Here is a 14,211-nt window from a genome sequence, read left to right as displayed (position 1 = left end):
GCATCCACGATGAGCACTCCCCGCGGGCGCCGCATCATCCGTAGCGGGTGAGTCGTTCGGATTCACCTAGCCTTGACCCATGCGCCTGCTGCTCCTCCGCCATGGTCAGACCTCTGCCAACACGACCGCCGCGCTGGACACCGCCGCCCCCGGCCACGAGCTCACCGACCTCGGCCTCCGTCAGGCGCAGGCAGCCGCCCGCGCCCTCGGCACGCTCGGCATCGGCCTCGTCGCGGTCTCCACGGCCACGCGCACGAGCCAGACCGCGATGCCGCTCGTCACCTCGCTCGGCCTGGAGCCGGTCCGGCACGACGGGCTCCGGGAGATCGCGGCCGGGGACTTCGAGATGCGCAACGACCACGCGGCGATCGAGGGCTACCTCGGCACCATCGGCGGGTGGCTCGAGGGCGATCTCGTCCGCCGGATGCCCGGCGGCGAGACGGGGCACGAGTTCCTCGCGAGGTACGACGCCGCGGTCGCCCGCGTCTGCGGCCAGGGCAGCGACGTCACGCTGGTCGTGAGCCACGGTGCCGCCATCCGCACCTGGGTCACCCACCGGGCTCGCGGCGACCATGCGCCGATCCACGAGGGCCTGCACAACACGGGCTGCATCACCCTCGACGGGAACCCTCACGAGGGCTGGACGGTCGCGTCGTGGCACCGCGAGCCCATCGGCGGTGCGTGGCTCGACGACCTGGCCGCCCCGGACCCGACCGGGGGCGACCTCGAAGCCGACGAGGCGCCGGAGGACTCCCCTCAGTCCTCCGGGTCGTAGCCCAGGTTGGGCGACAGCCAGCGCTCCGTCTCGGTGAGGCTCCAGCCCTTGCGCTCGGCGTAGTCGGCGACCTGGTCGCGGCCGAGGCGACCGACGACGAAGTACTGCGACTGCGGGTGGGAGAAGTACCAGCCCGACACCGCGGCACCCGGCCACATCGCCATCGACTCGGTGAGCTCGATGCCCGTGCGGGCCTCCACGTCGAGGAGCTCCCACAGGGTGAGCTTCTCGGTGTGGTCGGGGCACGCGGGATAGCCCGGCGCGGGACGGATCCCGCTGTAGCGCTCGGCGATGAGGTCCTCGTTGGCCAGGGTCTCGTCGCTCGCGTGACCCCAGAACTCGGTGCGCACCCGCTGGTGGAGGCGTTCGGCGAAGGCCTCGGCCAGCCGGTCGGCGAGCGACTCGAGCAGGATCGCCGAGTAGTCGTCGTGCTCGGCCTTGAACTTCTCGATCCGCTCCCGGATGCCGTGCCCGGCCGTGACGGCGAAGCCGCCCACGTGGTCGGCGAGCCCGGTCTCCCGGGGGGCCACGAAGTCGCTGAGCGCCCGGTTGGGGACCCCGGAGCGGTGCTCGCCCTGCTGGCGCAGGTGGCGGAGCGTGGTCAGCACCTCGGAACGGGTGTCGTCGGTGTAGACCTCCACGTCGTCGCCCAGCCCGTTGGCCGGGAAGAAGCCGTAGACCCCACGGGCGGTGAGCCAGCCCTCCTCGACGACCCGGTCGAGCATGTCCTGCGCGTCGTCGTACAGCTTGCGGGCCACCTCGGCGGTGGTCGGGTTGTTGAGGATGTCGGGGAACTTGCCCTTCATCTCCCAGGCGTTGAAGAACGGCTGCCAGTCGATGTAGTCGCGCAGCTCGCCGAGGTCGTAGTCGTCGAGCACGTGCACGCCGCCCTGCGCGGGCGCCGGCGGCCGGTAGTCGCTCCAGTCGATCGGCGTCGCGTTGGCGCGCGCGCCCTCGAGGGTGAGCATCGGGCGGTCGTGCTTGGCCGAGTGCCGGACGCGCAGGGAGTCGTAGTCGGCCTTGACGTCGGCGAGCAGCCGGGTGCGCTGCTTGGAGTCCAGCAGCGCGGCAGCCGTCGGCACCGAGCGCGAGGCGTCCTTGACCCAGACGACGGGGCCGTCGTACTTCGGGTCCACCTTGACCGCCGTGTGGGCGCGCGAGGTCGTCGCGCCGCCGATCATGAGCGGGATGTCGAGGCCCTGGCGCTGCATCTCGGTCGCGAAGTTGACCATCTCGTCGAGCGACGGGGTGATCAGCCCGGACAGGCCGATGATGTCGGCGCCCACCTCGGCGGCGGTGTCGAGGATCTTCTGCGCCGGCACCATCACCCCGAGGTCGATGACCTCGTAGTTGTTGCACTGGAGGACCACGCCGACGATGTTCTTGCCGATGTCGTGGACGTCGCCCTTGACGGTGGCCATCACGATCGTGCCGTTGGTGTCCTTCGCGGTGGCGTACTCCGGGTTGTCGAGCTTCTCCTGCTCGATGAAGGGGATCAGGTAGGCGACCGCCTTCTTCATCACCCGGGCGCTCTTGACCACCTGCGGGAGGAACATCTTGCCGGCGCCGAACAGGTCGCCGACGACGTTCATGCCGTCCATCAGCGGTCCCTCGATCACCTCGATCGGGCGGCCGCCGCGCTCGGCGATCTCGGCGCGCAGGATCTCGGTGTCCGACTCGACGTGGGCGTCGATGCCCTTCACCAGGGCGTGCGTGATGCGCTCCCCGATCGGCAGGGCGCGCCACTCCTCCTCGGTGACCTCGGCCGCCTGACCGGCCCGGTTGTGCTCCTCGGCGATCTCGAGCAACCGCTCGGCGGCGTCGGGGCGGCGGTTGAGGACCACGTCCTCGATCCGCTCCCGCAGGGCCGGGTCCACCTCGTCGTAGACGGTCAGGGCGCCGGCGTTGACGATGCCCATGTCGAGGCCCGCCTCGATGGCGTGGAAGAGGAAGACGGCGTGGATGGCCTCGCGCACCGGGTTGTTGCCGCGGAACGAGAACGAGACGTTGGAGATGCCGCCGCTGACCTTGGCGCCGGGGAGGTTCTGCTTGATCCAGCGGGTCGCCTCGATGAAGTCGAGGCCGTACGACGCGTGCTCCTCGATGCCGGTCGCCACGGCGAAGACGTTGGGGTCGAAGATGATGTCCTCGGGCGGGAAGTCGACCTCGTCGACGAGGATCCGGTAGGCCCGCTCGCAGATCTGCTTGCGGCGCTCGAGGTTGTCGGCCTGGCCGTCCTCGTCGAAGGCCATCACGACCGCGGCCGCGCCGTACTGGCGGCACAGGCGTGCCTGCTCGCGGAACGTGTCCTCCCCCTCCTTCATGGAGATGGAGTTGACGATCGCCTTGCCCTGGACGCACTTGAGGCCGGCCTCGATCACCTCCCACTTGGAGGAGTCGACCATCACCGGCACCCGGCTGATGTCGGGCTCGGAGGCAATCAGCTTGAGGAAGCGGTCCATGGCCGCGACCCCGTCGATCATCCCCTCGTCCATGTTGACGTCGATGACCTGGGCGCCGTTCTCCACCTGCTGCGCGGCCACCGACAGGGCGGCGTCGTAGTCGCCGTCCTTGATGAGCGTGCGGAAGCGCGCGGAGCCGGTGATGTTGGTGCGCTCGCCGACGTTGACGAAGAGGCTCTCGGCGTTGATCGTGAACGGCTCGAGGCCCGACAGCCGCATGGCGGGGGCGACCTCGACCGGGACCCGCGGGGCCTTGTCCGCGACGGCGTCCGCGATGGCGCGGATGTGGGCGGGCGTGGTGCCGCAGCAGCCGCCGACGAGGTTGACGAGGCCGCTCTCGGCGAACTCCGACACGATGGCCGCGGTCTCCTCGGCCGCCTCGTCGTACTCACCGAAGGCGTTGGGCAGGCCGGCGTTGGGGTACGCCGACACGAAGACGTCGGCGATGCGCGACAGCTCGGCGACGTACGGACGCATCTCCCGTGCGCCGAGGGCGCAGTTGAGCCCGACGAGCAGCGGGCGCGCGTGGCGCACGGAGTTCCAGAACGCCTCGGTCGTCTGGCCGGACAGGGTGCGACCGGACGCGTCGGTGATGGTGCCGCTGATGACGATCGGCCAGCGACGGCCGAGGTCGGTGAAGACCTGGTCGACCGCCGAGATGGCCGCCTTGGCGTTGAGGGTGTCGAAGATCGTCTCGATGATGACGAGGTCGGCGCCCCCGTCAAGCAGGCCGCGGGTCGCCTCGGAGTACGCCGCGACCAGCTCGTCGTAGGAGACGTTGCGGGCGCCCGGGTCGTTGACGTCGGGCGAGATCGACGCCGTGCGGGTCGTGGGCCCCAGCGCGCCGGCGACGTAGCGCGGACGCTCGGGCGTCCGGGCGCTCACCTCGTCGCAGACGGTGCGGGCGAGGCGGGCGGCCTCGAGGTTGATCTCGTAGGCCAGCTCCTCCAACCCGTAGTCGGAGAGCGAGATCGAGTTGGCGTTGAACGTGTTGGTCTCGATGATGTCCGCGCCGGCCTCGAGGTACTCGCGGTGGATCTCCTCGATGATGTGCGGCTGGGTCAGCGTCAGCAGGTCGTTGTTGCCGACCAGGTCGCTCTCCCAGTCCGCGAAGCGCTCGCCCCGGTAGCCCGCCTCGTCCGGGCGGTCCCGCTGGATGGCCGTGCCCATGGCGCCGTCGATGACCAGGATCCGCTCCCGCATGGTGGCGGCGAGCTCCTCGGTGGCATCGGGGCGGTGCTGGCTCACGGACTCGGGACTCACAGGGCTCTCGGCTCCTCTCGGCTGGGATTGCCAGCCTAGGTTCGGCGTTCCACTGCGTGGACACCATTCCCAGATCGTGACACCGCCCGGCGGTGCCCCCGAAATCCCGGGCGCCGCCCCGGAGCCGGGCTCGGGGGTGCCGTCCGGGTGCCGGGCATGGCCCGCGTGGGGGTCGAGCGCCGACCGGTCGGGGGATCCCCGCGCCGCCCGGGACGCCTAGCGTCGCGGCGTGGGGTGTTCGGGCCAGGGGGCCGGGGACCTTGTGCGTGGGGAGCGACCGCCGCCGTGACGGGGGCGGCGGCGCTCGCTCGGACCCGCTGCCGCGGTTGACCGCCGCTCGGGCCGGCGCTCGGACTACGCTGGAACGGTGATCGAGTTCGACGATGTCCAGGACCTGGTGTCTCCCGTGGTGATCGCGGCCTTCGAGGGCTGGAACGACGCCGCCGACGCCGCGTCCTCGGTCGTCGACCACCTCATGGACGTGTGGGACGCCCACGTCATCGGGGCCATCGACCCCGAGGAGTTCTACGACTTCCAGGTCAACCGGCCGATGGTGGGCACCGACGACAACGGCCACCGGCGGCTCACGTGGCCGACGACCCGGATCGCCATCGCGTCTCCCCCGGGCCTGCACCGCGACGTGATCCTCATCCGGGGCATCGAGCCCAACATGCGCTGGCGCCAGTTCTGCGCCGAGCTGCTCGCCGCTTGCGACGACCTCGGCGGCGAGCTCGTGGTGACCCTCGGGGCGCTGCTGGCCGACGCACCGCACACCCGCCCGATCCCCGTCACCGGGACCGCCACCGAGCCCGACCTGGTGGACCGTCTCAAGCTCGAGCAGTCGACGTACGAGGGTCCGACGGGCATCGTCGGCGTCTTCCAGGACGCGTGCATCCAGCTCGACATCCCGGCCGCGTCCTACTGGGCCGCCGTGCCGCACTACGTCGCGCAGCCGCCCTGCCCCAAGGCGACCCTGGCCCTCATCGGGCAGCTCGAGGACCTGCTGGAGTGCAGCATCCCCCTCGGCGACCTCCCCGAGGACGCCAAGGCCTGGGAGCGAGGGGTCGACGAGCTCGCCGAGGAGGACGAGGACGTCGCCGACTACATCCGGGCGCTCGAGGAGACGCGGGACACCGCCGACCTCCCCGAGGCCAGCGGCGAGGCGATCGCCCGCGAGTTCGAGCGCTATCTCAAGCGCCGCGACCAGGACTGATCAGAGGGCGAGCCCGAGCGCCGCGTCGAGCACCGGCAGCAGGGTCGCGGCCGCGTCCCGGTCGCTGGTGTCGGCGAGCCCGTGGTCTCCCAGGGTGGCCGCCACCCAGGCCTCGACCGCGGCGACGGCCGTCGGGGCGTCGAGGTCGTCGGCCAGCGCCGCGAGCACGGCCTCGACGACGGGCCCGGACGGGGCGCCGGCGCCGAGGGAGAACGCCTTGCGCCAGGAGTCGAGGGTGTCCACGGCGTCCCAGAGCTGGGCGTCGGTCCACTCCCAGTCGCTGCGGTAGTGGTGGCGCAGCAGCACCAGGCGGATGGCCATCGGGTCGACGTCGCTGTTGCGCAGCGCCGAGACGAAGACCAGGTTGCCCTTGGACTTGGACATCTTCTCGCCGTCGTAGGCCACCATCCCGGCGTGGGCGTAGGCGCGGGCCAGGCGCTCGCCCGGCGAGGCGACCTGCGCGTGACCCGCGGACATCTCGTGGTGCGGGAAGACCAGGTCGCTGCCGCCGCCCTGCACGTCGAACGCCGAGCCGAGGTGCTCGAGCGCGATCGCGCTGCACTCGATGTGCCACCCGGGTCGTCCCGGACCGAAGGGGCTGTCCCACGCCGGCTCGCCGTCGCGCTCCCCACGCCACACGATGCAGTCGAGGGGGTCCTTCTTGCCCGGGCGGTCGGGGTCGCCGCCGCGGTCGGGGAAGACGCGCAGCATGGTCTCGCGGTCCCAGCCGGACACGTCGCCGAAGGCCGGGTCCGCGGTGACGGAGAAGTAGAGGTCGGTCTCCACCTGGTAGACGGCGCCGGCCTCCTGGAGCCGTTGGATGAGGTCGATGACGAGCGGGATCGACTCGACGGCACCGATGTAGTGGTCCGGGGCGAGGACCCGCAGCGCCTCCATGTCGTGGCGGAAGAGCTCGGTCTCGCGCTCGGCCAGCTCGACCCAGTCGACGCCGACCCTGGTGGCCCGCTCGAGCAGCGGGTCGTCGACGTCGGTGACGTTCTGGACGTAGCGGACCTCGTGCCCGGCACTTCGCCAGGCCCGGTTGAGGAGGTCGAAGGCGACGTACGTCGCGGCGTGGCCCATGTGCGTGGCGTCGTAGGGCGTGATGCCGCAGACGTAGAGGCGGGCCGGGCCCTCGGGACGGGTCTCGACGAGCTCACCCGTCGCGGTGTCGTGCACCCGCACGACGGGCCCTCCGGCGGGGAGGACGGGGACGTCGGGAGAGGACCAGCTGCGCATGCCGGGCAGCCTATCCGGCGGTGCGGACGCGGGACCTAGAAGGGCGGCCAGGGGATGACCGGCCACGATCCCTCCGGATCGGGCAGCACGCCGGTGCGCAGCAACCGCTCGGCGCGCCGGCGGGTGGCGTCGACCTCGCTGACCGCGAGCAGGTCCTCGAGCCGCTCCCCCAGGTCGCCACGCAGTGCGTCGAGCACCGTCTCGACCCCGGCGATCTCCTCCTCGGTCAGCGGCTCGCCGGCCCAGCCCCACAGCACGGTGCGCAGCTTGTGCTCGACGTGGAAGGTGACGCCGTGGTCGACGCCGTAGCGGTGCCCGTCGGGCATGGCCAGCACGTGACCGCCCTTGCGGTCGGCGTTGTTGACGACGACGTCGAGGACCGCCATCCGGCGCAGCGCGTCGGTGTCCTCGTGGACGAGCGAGATCGGCCGGTCGGACTCGTCGAGGCCGTCGAAGACGTGGCGGTAGCCGTCCGGCACCCGGCCACCGGGCACCAGGTCCACCGCGTCCTGGCCCGGGTCGGGCTCGCGCCACAGCTGGACCATGCCGGGCCCGTGCGGTCCCTCGCGCAGGATCGTGAGCGGGACGACGTCCCACCCGAACGCCTCCGACACGGCGTACGACGCCACCTCGCGGGCCGCGAGCGTGCCGTCCGGGAAGTCCCACAGCGGGCGCTCCCCGCGGATGGGCTTGTAGACGCAGCGCACCCCGTCGATCTCACCGACGAAGGTCGCGTTGGAGGCGGGCATGACGCGCCCGTGGAGCGTGATCTCGCCCGCGAGCACGTCGGCGCCGGTCCGCTCGGTCACGGGCGGGTCAGGCCTGCGGGTCGCGACGCTTGAAGCCGTTGGCGCGCACGCACAGGTGGCCGGCGGGGTCGACCGGGTTGCCGCAGAACGGGCAGTCGGGCCGACCGGCCCCGATGACCGTGCGGGCTCGTCCGACGAAGGCGCGCGCGGCGCCGGCGGTCAGCCGGACGAGGAAGATCTCGTCGGGCTCCGGCTCCTCGAGGTCCTCGTCGAGCTGCTCGGGGGACACGACCGCGGCCTCGGTGTAGGGGAACACCTCGATGACGATCCGCTCGGTCGCGGAGTCCCAGGACAGCGTCATGGTGCCGGCGCGGAACTCCTCCTCGATGGGCTGCTCGAGGGGGTCGTTGTCGACGAGGTCGAAGGGAGCGACGGCGGGCACGAGTGCACTGCCGCCGGCGGCCTGCATGACCTCGTCGAGCAGCTCGTCGACACGCTCGGCGAGCGCCTCGACCTGCTGCTTCTCGAGGGCGACGCTGGTGAGGCGGGCGCCGTCGCGGGCCTGCAGGAAGAAGGTCCGCTGACCGGGCTCGCCGACGGTGCCGGCGACGAAGCGCTCGGGCGGGTCGAAGGCGTGGACGAGAGGCATGCCACTCACCCTAGGACCCTGCCGGGGACGTGTCCGGCCCGGCACCACCGCCGACCGGCGCGTCCGCGGTACGACGACGCCTGGAGGCCTTCTTCGCCGGCGGCGGTGTGAGCCAGGACAGGTCGCCCGCGGACGTGTTGGTGCCCAGGACGTAGGGGCGCGACTCCGTGTAGCGGACGATCGACACCGACGCCGGGTCGACCTGGATGCGCTGGAAGAGATCGAGGTGGGTGCCGAGGGCATCGGCCAGGATCGCCTTGATGACGTCGCCGTGGCTCACCGCGAGCCACACCGCGCCGGGGCCGTGTTCGGCCTCGACCAGGCGGTCGTGGCGTCGTACGGCCTCCACGGCGCGGTCCTGCATGGCCCGCATCGACTCTCCGCCCGGGAAGGCGGCGGCCGACGGCTGTCCCTGCACGACCTTCCAGAGCGGCTCCTTGGCGAGGTCCTTGAGCTCGCGGCCCTGCCACTCGCCGTAGTCGCACTCGCTGAGCCGGCGCTCGGTGGTGATGGCCAGGTCGCCGGCCTGGGCCCGGGTGATGGCCCGGGTCGTCTGCTTGCAGCGCTCGAGCGGGCTCGAGACGGCCGCCACCAGGCGCACCGGGGCGAGCCGGTCGGCAGTCGCGACCGCCTGCTCGGTGCCCCGGTCGTCGAGCCGGACACCGGGCAGCCGACCCGCCAGCACGCCCGTGGCGTTGGCGGTGGTCCGGCCGTGTCGCACGAGGATCACGGTTGCCATGCTCGCGACACTAGCGGCAGCGTGGCGGCGGAGCCGACGCGCTCGCTCCATGGGCCAGTGGGCATAGCCTGATCGGGTGATCGTCGACAACGCGCTCTACCACGAGGGTGTCCGCGTCCCCCTCGACGACGGGGACCCCAGCCTCGGTCACGCCCGGGTCCCGTGCGGCCGCGGCGACTTCCAATGGGTGGGCATCCACGACCCGACCGAGGAGGAGCTCCGCCAGATCGCCCGCACGTTCGACCTGCACCCGCTGGCGGTCGAGGACGCGGGCGACTCCCACCAGCGCCCCAAGGTGGAGCGCTACGGCGACACGCTCTTCCTCGTCCTCAAGACGCTCTGGTACGTCGACGAGGACGACGCCGTGGAGACCGGCGAGATCAACCTGTTCATCGGCCCCGACTTCGTCGTGACCGTCCGGCACGGGCAGGGCATCGACCTGAGCACGGCCCGCCGGGACCTGGAGCAGCGGGCCCAGGTGCTCGAGCACGGCCCGATGGCGGTGATGTACGCCATCTGCGACCGCGTGGTCGACGAGTACGAGAAGGTCGGCGCCTCCCTCGAGATCGACGTGGACGAGGTCGAGGAGTCGGTCTTCTCCCCCGCCCGCACCGACGACTCGGTCCGCATCTACACGCTCAAGCGGGAGATCGCGGAGGTACGTCGCGCGGTGATGCCGCTGCGCGAGCCGATGCGCCGCTTCGTGCAGGCCGAGGTGGCGGGCATCGACGAGGCGACCGCCACCTACTTCCGCGACGTCGCCGACCACCTCCACCGGGTCTCGGAGGTCATCGACAACCTCGACGTGCTGCTGTCCACCGCGTTCGACGCGCACCTGGCCCGCATCTCGGTCCAGCAGAACGAGGACATGCGCAAGATCTCCGCCGGCGCCGCGCTCGTCGTCGTACCGACGCTCATCGCCGGGATCTACGGCATGAACTTCGACCGCATGCCCGAGCTGCAATGGACCTTCGGCTACCCGTTCGCGATCGCCCTCATGGTCAGCGTGTCGGCCGTCCTGCTGTGGTTCTTCAAGAAGTCCGGATGGCTCTGAGCGGTCCCGCGACCACCCGGCCGAGCGCCTGGCGGGTGGTCTGGTGGTTCGGCTTCGTCAGCCTGGCCGCCGACATGGTCTACGAGGGCGCCCGGTCCATGTACGGCCCGGTGCTCGCCGCCCTGGGGGCGTCGGCGGTCCTCGTCGGGGCGGTCACCGGTGCCGGCGACGCGATGGCGCTGGTGCTGCGGCTGGTCTTCGGGCCGGTCGCGGACCGGACCGGTCGCTACTGGACCCTCACGATCGTCGGCTACGGGTTGACGGCCGTGTGCGTGCCGCTGCTCTTCCTGGCACCCCGGCTCGGGTCCGCAGGACTCGCCTTCGCCGTCACGCTGATCCTCCTCGAGCGGCTCGGCAAGGCCGTGCGCTCACCCTCCAAGTCGGCGCTGCTCGCCCACGTGGCGGGCGCCGTGGGCCGCGGACGCGGCTTCGGGGTGCACAAGGCCCTCGACCAGGTCGGCGCCTTCGCGGGACCGCTGCTCGTGGCCGCCGTGGTGGCCGGCGCGACGTTGTGGGCCGGCATGGCGGTGCTGGCGATCCCCGGGGCGATCACGATGGTGCTGCTGCTCACGCTGCGTCGACGGGTGCCTGACCCGAGCGTCTACGACCCGTCGTCGTCCCCCTCCCTCGACGCCGCCGAGGCACCGACCCGCGGCTGGTGGGCCGAGGCGGTCGGCGCCGGTCTGCCCGGCGACTTCTTCCGGTACGCCGTCGCGGCCTCGCTCACGACCGGCGCCCTGGTGACCTTCGGGATCATCGGCTACCACCTGACCGTCGAGGGGATCGTCCCGGTCGCCGCCGTGCCCCTCGTGTACGCCGCCGCGATGGCCGTCGAGGCGGTCGCGGCGCTGCTCGTCGGCTGGGTCTACGACCGCACGGGCGCGGCGGTCCTGCTGGTCGTGCCGGTGCTCGTGGCGCTGGTGCCCGCACTGGCGCTCGGTCCCACCCTCGCGACCGTGGTCGTCGGCGTGGTCGTGTGGGGATTCGCCCACGGTGTCCAGGACTCCACGATCAAGGCGGTCGTCGCCGACCTGGTCGAGGCGCCGCGGCGCGCCACGGCGTACGGCGTCTTCGCAGGCATCCAGGGCCTGCTGGCGATCGTCGGCGGGGCCGGCGCCGGCTGGCTCTACGAGCGCTCGCTCGCGGCGCTGGTCGTCGTCGTCGCGATCAGCCAGCTGCTGGCGCTGGCGCTCCTGCTGCAGACCTTCAGGCGGACAGCACGCCGGTCGCGAGCAGGATGAGCGTCGCCGTGCCGAGCAGGACGCGGTAGATGACGAACGGCGTGTAGGAGTTCGTGGAGACGTAGCGCAGCAGCCAGGCGATGGCGGCGTACCCGACGAGGAACGACACCACCGTGGCGACGAGGGTCGGGCCCCAGCCGTAGGAGTTGCCGCCGCCGGGGATCTCCTTCAGCTCGAAGAGCCCCGCTCCGACGACGGCCGGGATGGCGAGCAGGAAGGCGTAGCGCGTGGCGGCCTCGCGCTCGAAGCCGAGGACCCGGCCCATCGAGATCGTCGCGCCGCTGCGGGAGACGCCGGGGATGAGCGCCATGGCCTGGGCGACGCCCATCAGCACGGCGTCCTTGAGGGTGATCTGCTTGATCTCGCGGTCGTCACTGCTGAAGCGGTCGGCCAGGCCGAGCACGATGCCCATCACGACCAGGGTGGTGCCGACGATCCAGAGGTTGCGGAAGTCCTCCTCGATGACGTCCTTGAGCAGCACGCCGAGCACCACGATCGGCAGCGAGCCGATGATGATGAACCAGCCCATGCGGGCGTCGAACTGCCCGCGCCACTCCGGCTTGAAGAGCGAGAGCAGCCACGCCTTGCCGATGCGCCAGATGTCGTGGCGGAAGTAGATGAGCACGGCCAGCTCGGTGCCGATCTGGATCACCGCGGTGAAGGCGGCGCCGGGGTCGCCCCACCCGAAGAGCTCGGGGAAGATCCGCAGGTGCGCGCTGCTGGAGATCGGCAGGAACTCGGTGAGTCCCTGGATGGTCCCGAGGACGATGGCCTTGAGGAAATCTGACACGCCGCAGGAGCCTACGGGGAGGTGGTTGCGGCGAGCCGAAGGGCCCGCCGGGGCGGGCATGACTAATCTCTGCCGCATGCAGCAGCGCTCGCTCGGCTCGACCGGCCTGAAGGTCTCCCGGCTCGGTCTCGGCACCATGACCTGGGGACGTGACACCGACGAGCACGAGGCGCGTGACCAGCTGATCGCCTTCGCCGAGGCCGGCGGCACCCTCCTGGACACCGCTGCGGGCTACGGCGACGGCGCCAGCGAGGAGCTGATCGGCACCCTCATCGGCGACGTGGTCGGCCGCGACGAGATCGTGCTGGCGACCAAGGCCGGCATCTCGCGGCGCACCGGCGAGCGGGTCGCCAACACCTCGCGCGGGCACATGCTCACCTCCCTTGACGCCTCCCTCAAGCGCCTCGGCGTCGACCACGTGGACCTCTGGCAGGTGCACCTGTGGACCGACGAGACCCCGATCGAGGAGACCCTCACCGCGCTGGACCTGGCGATCACGTCCGGGCGCGCGTCGTACGTCGGTGTCTCCAACTACACCGGCTGGCAGACCGCGCAGGCCGCCACGTGGCAGCGGGCCGTGCCCGGGCGGGCCACCCTGGCGTCCACCCAGGTGGAGTACTCCCTGCTCAACCGTGGGATCGAGCACGAGGTCGTCCCCGCGGCCCGGGCGCTCGGCCTCGGCGTGCTCCCCTGGTCGCCGCTGGGACGCGGGGTGCTGACCGGCAAGTACCGCTCCGGCACGCCGTCCGACTCCCGCGGCGCCACCGAGCACTTCGGTCGCTTCGTCGGTGTCTACCTCGACGACCGGGGCCGCTCCATCGTCGAGGGCGTGGCCCGGGCGGCGGACGGCCTGGGCTGGTCCCCGCTCGAGGTGGCGCTGGTGTGGGTGCGCGACCGGCCCGGTGTCACCGCCCCGATCGTGGGTGCACGGACTGCGGCCCAGCTCCGCGGCGCGCTCGGCATCGAGGAGCTCACGCTGCCCCGGGAGATCGTGGACGCCCTCGACGACGTGAGCGGCGACTGATGGCTCGGGCGCACCGGCGACCGCCGCGGGCGGGGGTGGAGTGGGAGTTCGAGACGCTGACCCTCCCCCGTGACTTCTCGCGCAACGTGGTGACCCGGATGCTCGTCGACCGCGCCGAGCACGGTGGCTGGGAGCTCGACCGGCTGCGGATCGGCAACGACGGCGTACGACGCGTCGTGCTGCGCCGCAAGATCATCCGCCAGCGCCTGACGCTCTTCGCCGGCTGAGCCTCCTGCGGGTCACCCCGGCCGGGAACGGACCACCTGCGGCCGCCGGACCTGTGGAGGGCCCGCGTGCCGCGCACCCTGTGGAGGAGCGTTCGACGCGATCCCGGCGTCGGCGCACGCTGGACGCATGACCCCGTTCCACGACGTCAACGCCCCGCACGGCACGCCACCCCAGGTCCCGCGTCCCCGTCGTGACGCCCGCGGGCGCCCCGGCCGCTCCGGTCAGCCCTGGGGCGACGAGGACTACGAGCGGCTGGTGGCGCTGGTCCGCGAGGGCCACGACGTGCCCGCGATCGCCGACGCGCTGGAGCGCACGGAGGGCGCCGTCACCCCGCGACTGCGCGCGCTGCTGCCGCCCGAGCAGCGGGCCATCCTGGCCGACCGGGTGCTCCCGACGCTGCGGGGCCACGTCAGGGAGCAGCCGGACTACCCCTGGGCCGAGGTCATGGTCCGGCTCCCGCCCCCGGCGCCCGTCGTCCAACGCGTCGTGCACCACGCGGGCGTCGCCGGGCTCGAGCCGGCCCTGCTGGTCGAGGTGGCGTGGGCCCTCCTCCACTGCGAGACCGCCGACGCCGGCGCGGTGCACGAGGTCTGCGACGAGGTCGTCGGCCGTGGCCTCGACCACGAGCTGACGGCTCGGCTGGTGTCCGCGCTGCTGTGCCGCGTCCCTCCTGCCACCCCCGACGAGGCGCGCTACGCCGCGACGGCCCGGCTGGACCGGGCCCGCGGGCTCACGTCTTCCCGCTCCCGCTACGACGACCACCCGTGGGACCACGGGTGGTGAGC

At 72.1% G+C, this 14,211-nt stretch carries 13 protein-coding genes; 7 read left to right on the top strand and 6 right to left on the bottom strand.

The window, feature by feature from the left end; genetic code table 11:
• Positions 1-79: 79 nt before the first annotated feature.
• The gene (locus ASG88_RS06775; protein ID WP_056886669.1) at positions 80-775 is read left to right on the top strand and encodes a histidine phosphatase family protein; all 696 of its coding nucleotides are present in this window, start codon (positions 80-82) and stop codon (positions 773-775) included.
• Here ASG88_RS06775 and metH read toward each other — a convergent pair.
• Positions 757-4,440, bottom strand: a complete 3,684-nt coding sequence (gene metH / locus ASG88_RS06770; protein WP_157559599.1) for a methionine synthase — start codon at positions 4,438-4,440, stop codon at positions 757-759. The two genes, ASG88_RS06775 and metH, sit on opposite strands and share 19 nt — an antisense overlap.
• 427 nt (positions 4,441-4,867) lie before the next feature.
• On the opposite strand from metH, the gene ASG88_RS06765 reads away from it, so the two are divergent.
• Entirely contained in the window at positions 4,868-5,713 is an 846-nt protein-coding gene (locus tag ASG88_RS06765) for a PAC2 family protein (protein WP_056886667.1), read from the top strand.
• Here ASG88_RS06765 and mshC read toward each other — a convergent pair whose 3' ends face one another.
• Genes mshC through ASG88_RS06745 form a run of 4 tightly spaced genes read right to left on the bottom strand, consistent with a single transcriptional unit; the run spans position 5,714 to position 9,089 of the window.
• Positions 5,714-6,952, bottom strand: coding sequence for a cysteine--1-D-myo-inosityl 2-amino-2-deoxy-alpha-D-glucopyranoside ligase (gene mshC / locus ASG88_RS06760; RefSeq protein ID WP_056886666.1), 1,239 nt, complete (start codon positions 6,950-6,952; stop codon positions 5,714-5,716).
• Between the two features lie 35 nt (positions 6,953-6,987).
• Positions 6,988-7,761 carry an SCO1664 family protein gene (locus tag ASG88_RS06755; protein WP_082600054.1) on the bottom strand — a complete coding sequence of 258 codons (774 nt, stop codon included), beginning with the start codon at positions 7,759-7,761 and terminating at the stop codon, positions 6,988-6,990.
• 7 nt (positions 7,762-7,768) lie between these two features.
• Positions 7,769-8,350, bottom strand: a complete 582-nt coding sequence (locus ASG88_RS06750) for a DUF3090 domain-containing protein (protein WP_056886665.1) — start codon at positions 8,348-8,350, stop codon at positions 7,769-7,771.
• 10 nt (positions 8,351-8,360) lie between these two features.
• The gene (locus ASG88_RS06745) at positions 8,361-9,089 is read right to left on the bottom strand and encodes a histidine phosphatase family protein (RefSeq protein WP_200956382.1); all 729 of its coding nucleotides are present in this window, start codon (positions 9,087-9,089) and stop codon (positions 8,361-8,363) included.
• Between the two features lie 76 nt (positions 9,090-9,165).
• On the opposite strand from ASG88_RS06745, the gene corA reads away from it, so the two are divergent.
• Together corA and ASG88_RS06735 are read left to right on the top strand one after the other, a co-directional pair.
• Entirely contained in the window at positions 9,166-10,143 is a 978-nt protein-coding gene (gene corA / locus ASG88_RS06740) for a magnesium/cobalt transporter CorA (RefSeq protein WP_056886664.1), read from the top strand.
• Positions 10,134-11,384 carry an MFS transporter gene (locus ASG88_RS06735; protein ID WP_056886663.1) on the top strand — a complete coding sequence of 417 codons (1,251 nt, stop codon included), beginning with the start codon at positions 10,134-10,136 and terminating at the stop codon, positions 11,382-11,384. Before corA ends, ASG88_RS06735 begins: the two co-directional genes overlap by 10 nt.
• Here ASG88_RS06735 and ASG88_RS06730 read toward each other — a convergent pair.
• Entirely contained in the window at positions 11,350-12,174 is an 825-nt protein-coding gene (locus ASG88_RS06730) for an undecaprenyl-diphosphate phosphatase (RefSeq protein ID WP_056886662.1), read from the bottom strand. The two genes, ASG88_RS06735 and ASG88_RS06730, sit on opposite strands and share 35 nt — an antisense overlap.
• 76 nt (positions 12,175-12,250) lie before the next feature.
• On the opposite strand from ASG88_RS06730, the gene ASG88_RS06725 reads away from it, so the two are divergent.
• The 3 genes from ASG88_RS06725 (at position 12,251) to ASG88_RS06715 (ending at position 14,209) form a co-directional block, all read left to right on the top strand.
• A complete protein-coding gene (locus ASG88_RS06725; protein ID WP_056886661.1) occupies positions 12,251-13,198 on the top strand; it encodes an aldo/keto reductase in 948 nt (315 codons plus the stop codon).
• Entirely contained in the window at positions 13,198-13,425 is a 228-nt protein-coding gene (locus tag ASG88_RS06720) for a DUF5703 family protein (RefSeq protein WP_056886660.1), read from the top strand. Before ASG88_RS06725 ends, ASG88_RS06720 begins: the two co-directional genes overlap by 1 nt.
• Positions 13,426-13,552: 127 nt before the next feature.
• Positions 13,553-14,209, top strand: coding sequence for a hypothetical protein (locus tag ASG88_RS06715; RefSeq protein WP_056886659.1), 657 nt, complete (start codon positions 13,553-13,555; stop codon positions 14,207-14,209).
• The last annotated feature ends 2 nt before the right edge of the window (positions 14,210-14,211 follow it).

Origin of the sequence: Nocardioides sp. Soil777 (genome assembly GCF_001428425.1) — a bacterium.
Lineage (GTDB): Bacteria > Actinomycetota > Actinomycetes > Propionibacteriales > Nocardioidaceae > Nocardioides > Nocardioides terrigena.
Note: the sequence above shows the minus strand (reverse complement) of the source record. Positions and strands in the feature narration are given on the sequence as shown.

Bases quoted from the DNA above. Each gene is read 5' to 3' on its own strand.
- ASG88_RS06775 (WP_056886669.1), top strand. From the start codon at position 80: ATGCGCCTGCTGCTCCTCCGCCATGGTCAGACCTCTGCCAACACGACC.
- metH (WP_157559599.1), bottom strand. From the start codon at position 4,440: ATGCGGGAGCGGATCCTGGTCATCGACGGCGCCATGGGCACGGCCATC.
- mshC (WP_056886666.1), bottom strand. From the start codon at position 6,952: ATGCGCAGCTGGTCCTCTCCCGACGTCCCCGTCCTCCCCGCCGGAGGG.
- ASG88_RS06750 (WP_056886665.1), bottom strand. From the start codon at position 8,350: ATGCCTCTCGTCCACGCCTTCGACCCGCCCGAGCGCTTCGTCGCCGGC.
- ASG88_RS06745 (WP_200956382.1), bottom strand. From the start codon at position 9,089: ATGGCAACCGTGATCCTCGTGCGACACGGCCGGACCACCGCCAACGCC.
- ASG88_RS06735 (WP_056886663.1), top strand. From the start codon at position 10,134: ATGGCTCTGAGCGGTCCCGCGACCACCCGGCCGAGCGCCTGGCGGGTG.
- ASG88_RS06725 (WP_056886661.1), top strand. From the start codon at position 12,251: ATGCAGCAGCGCTCGCTCGGCTCGACCGGCCTGAAGGTCTCCCGGCTC.
- ASG88_RS06720 (WP_056886660.1), top strand. From the start codon at position 13,198: ATGGCTCGGGCGCACCGGCGACCGCCGCGGGCGGGGGTGGAGTGGGAG.
- ASG88_RS06715 (WP_056886659.1), top strand. From the start codon at position 13,553: ATGACCCCGTTCCACGACGTCAACGCCCCGCACGGCACGCCACCCCAG.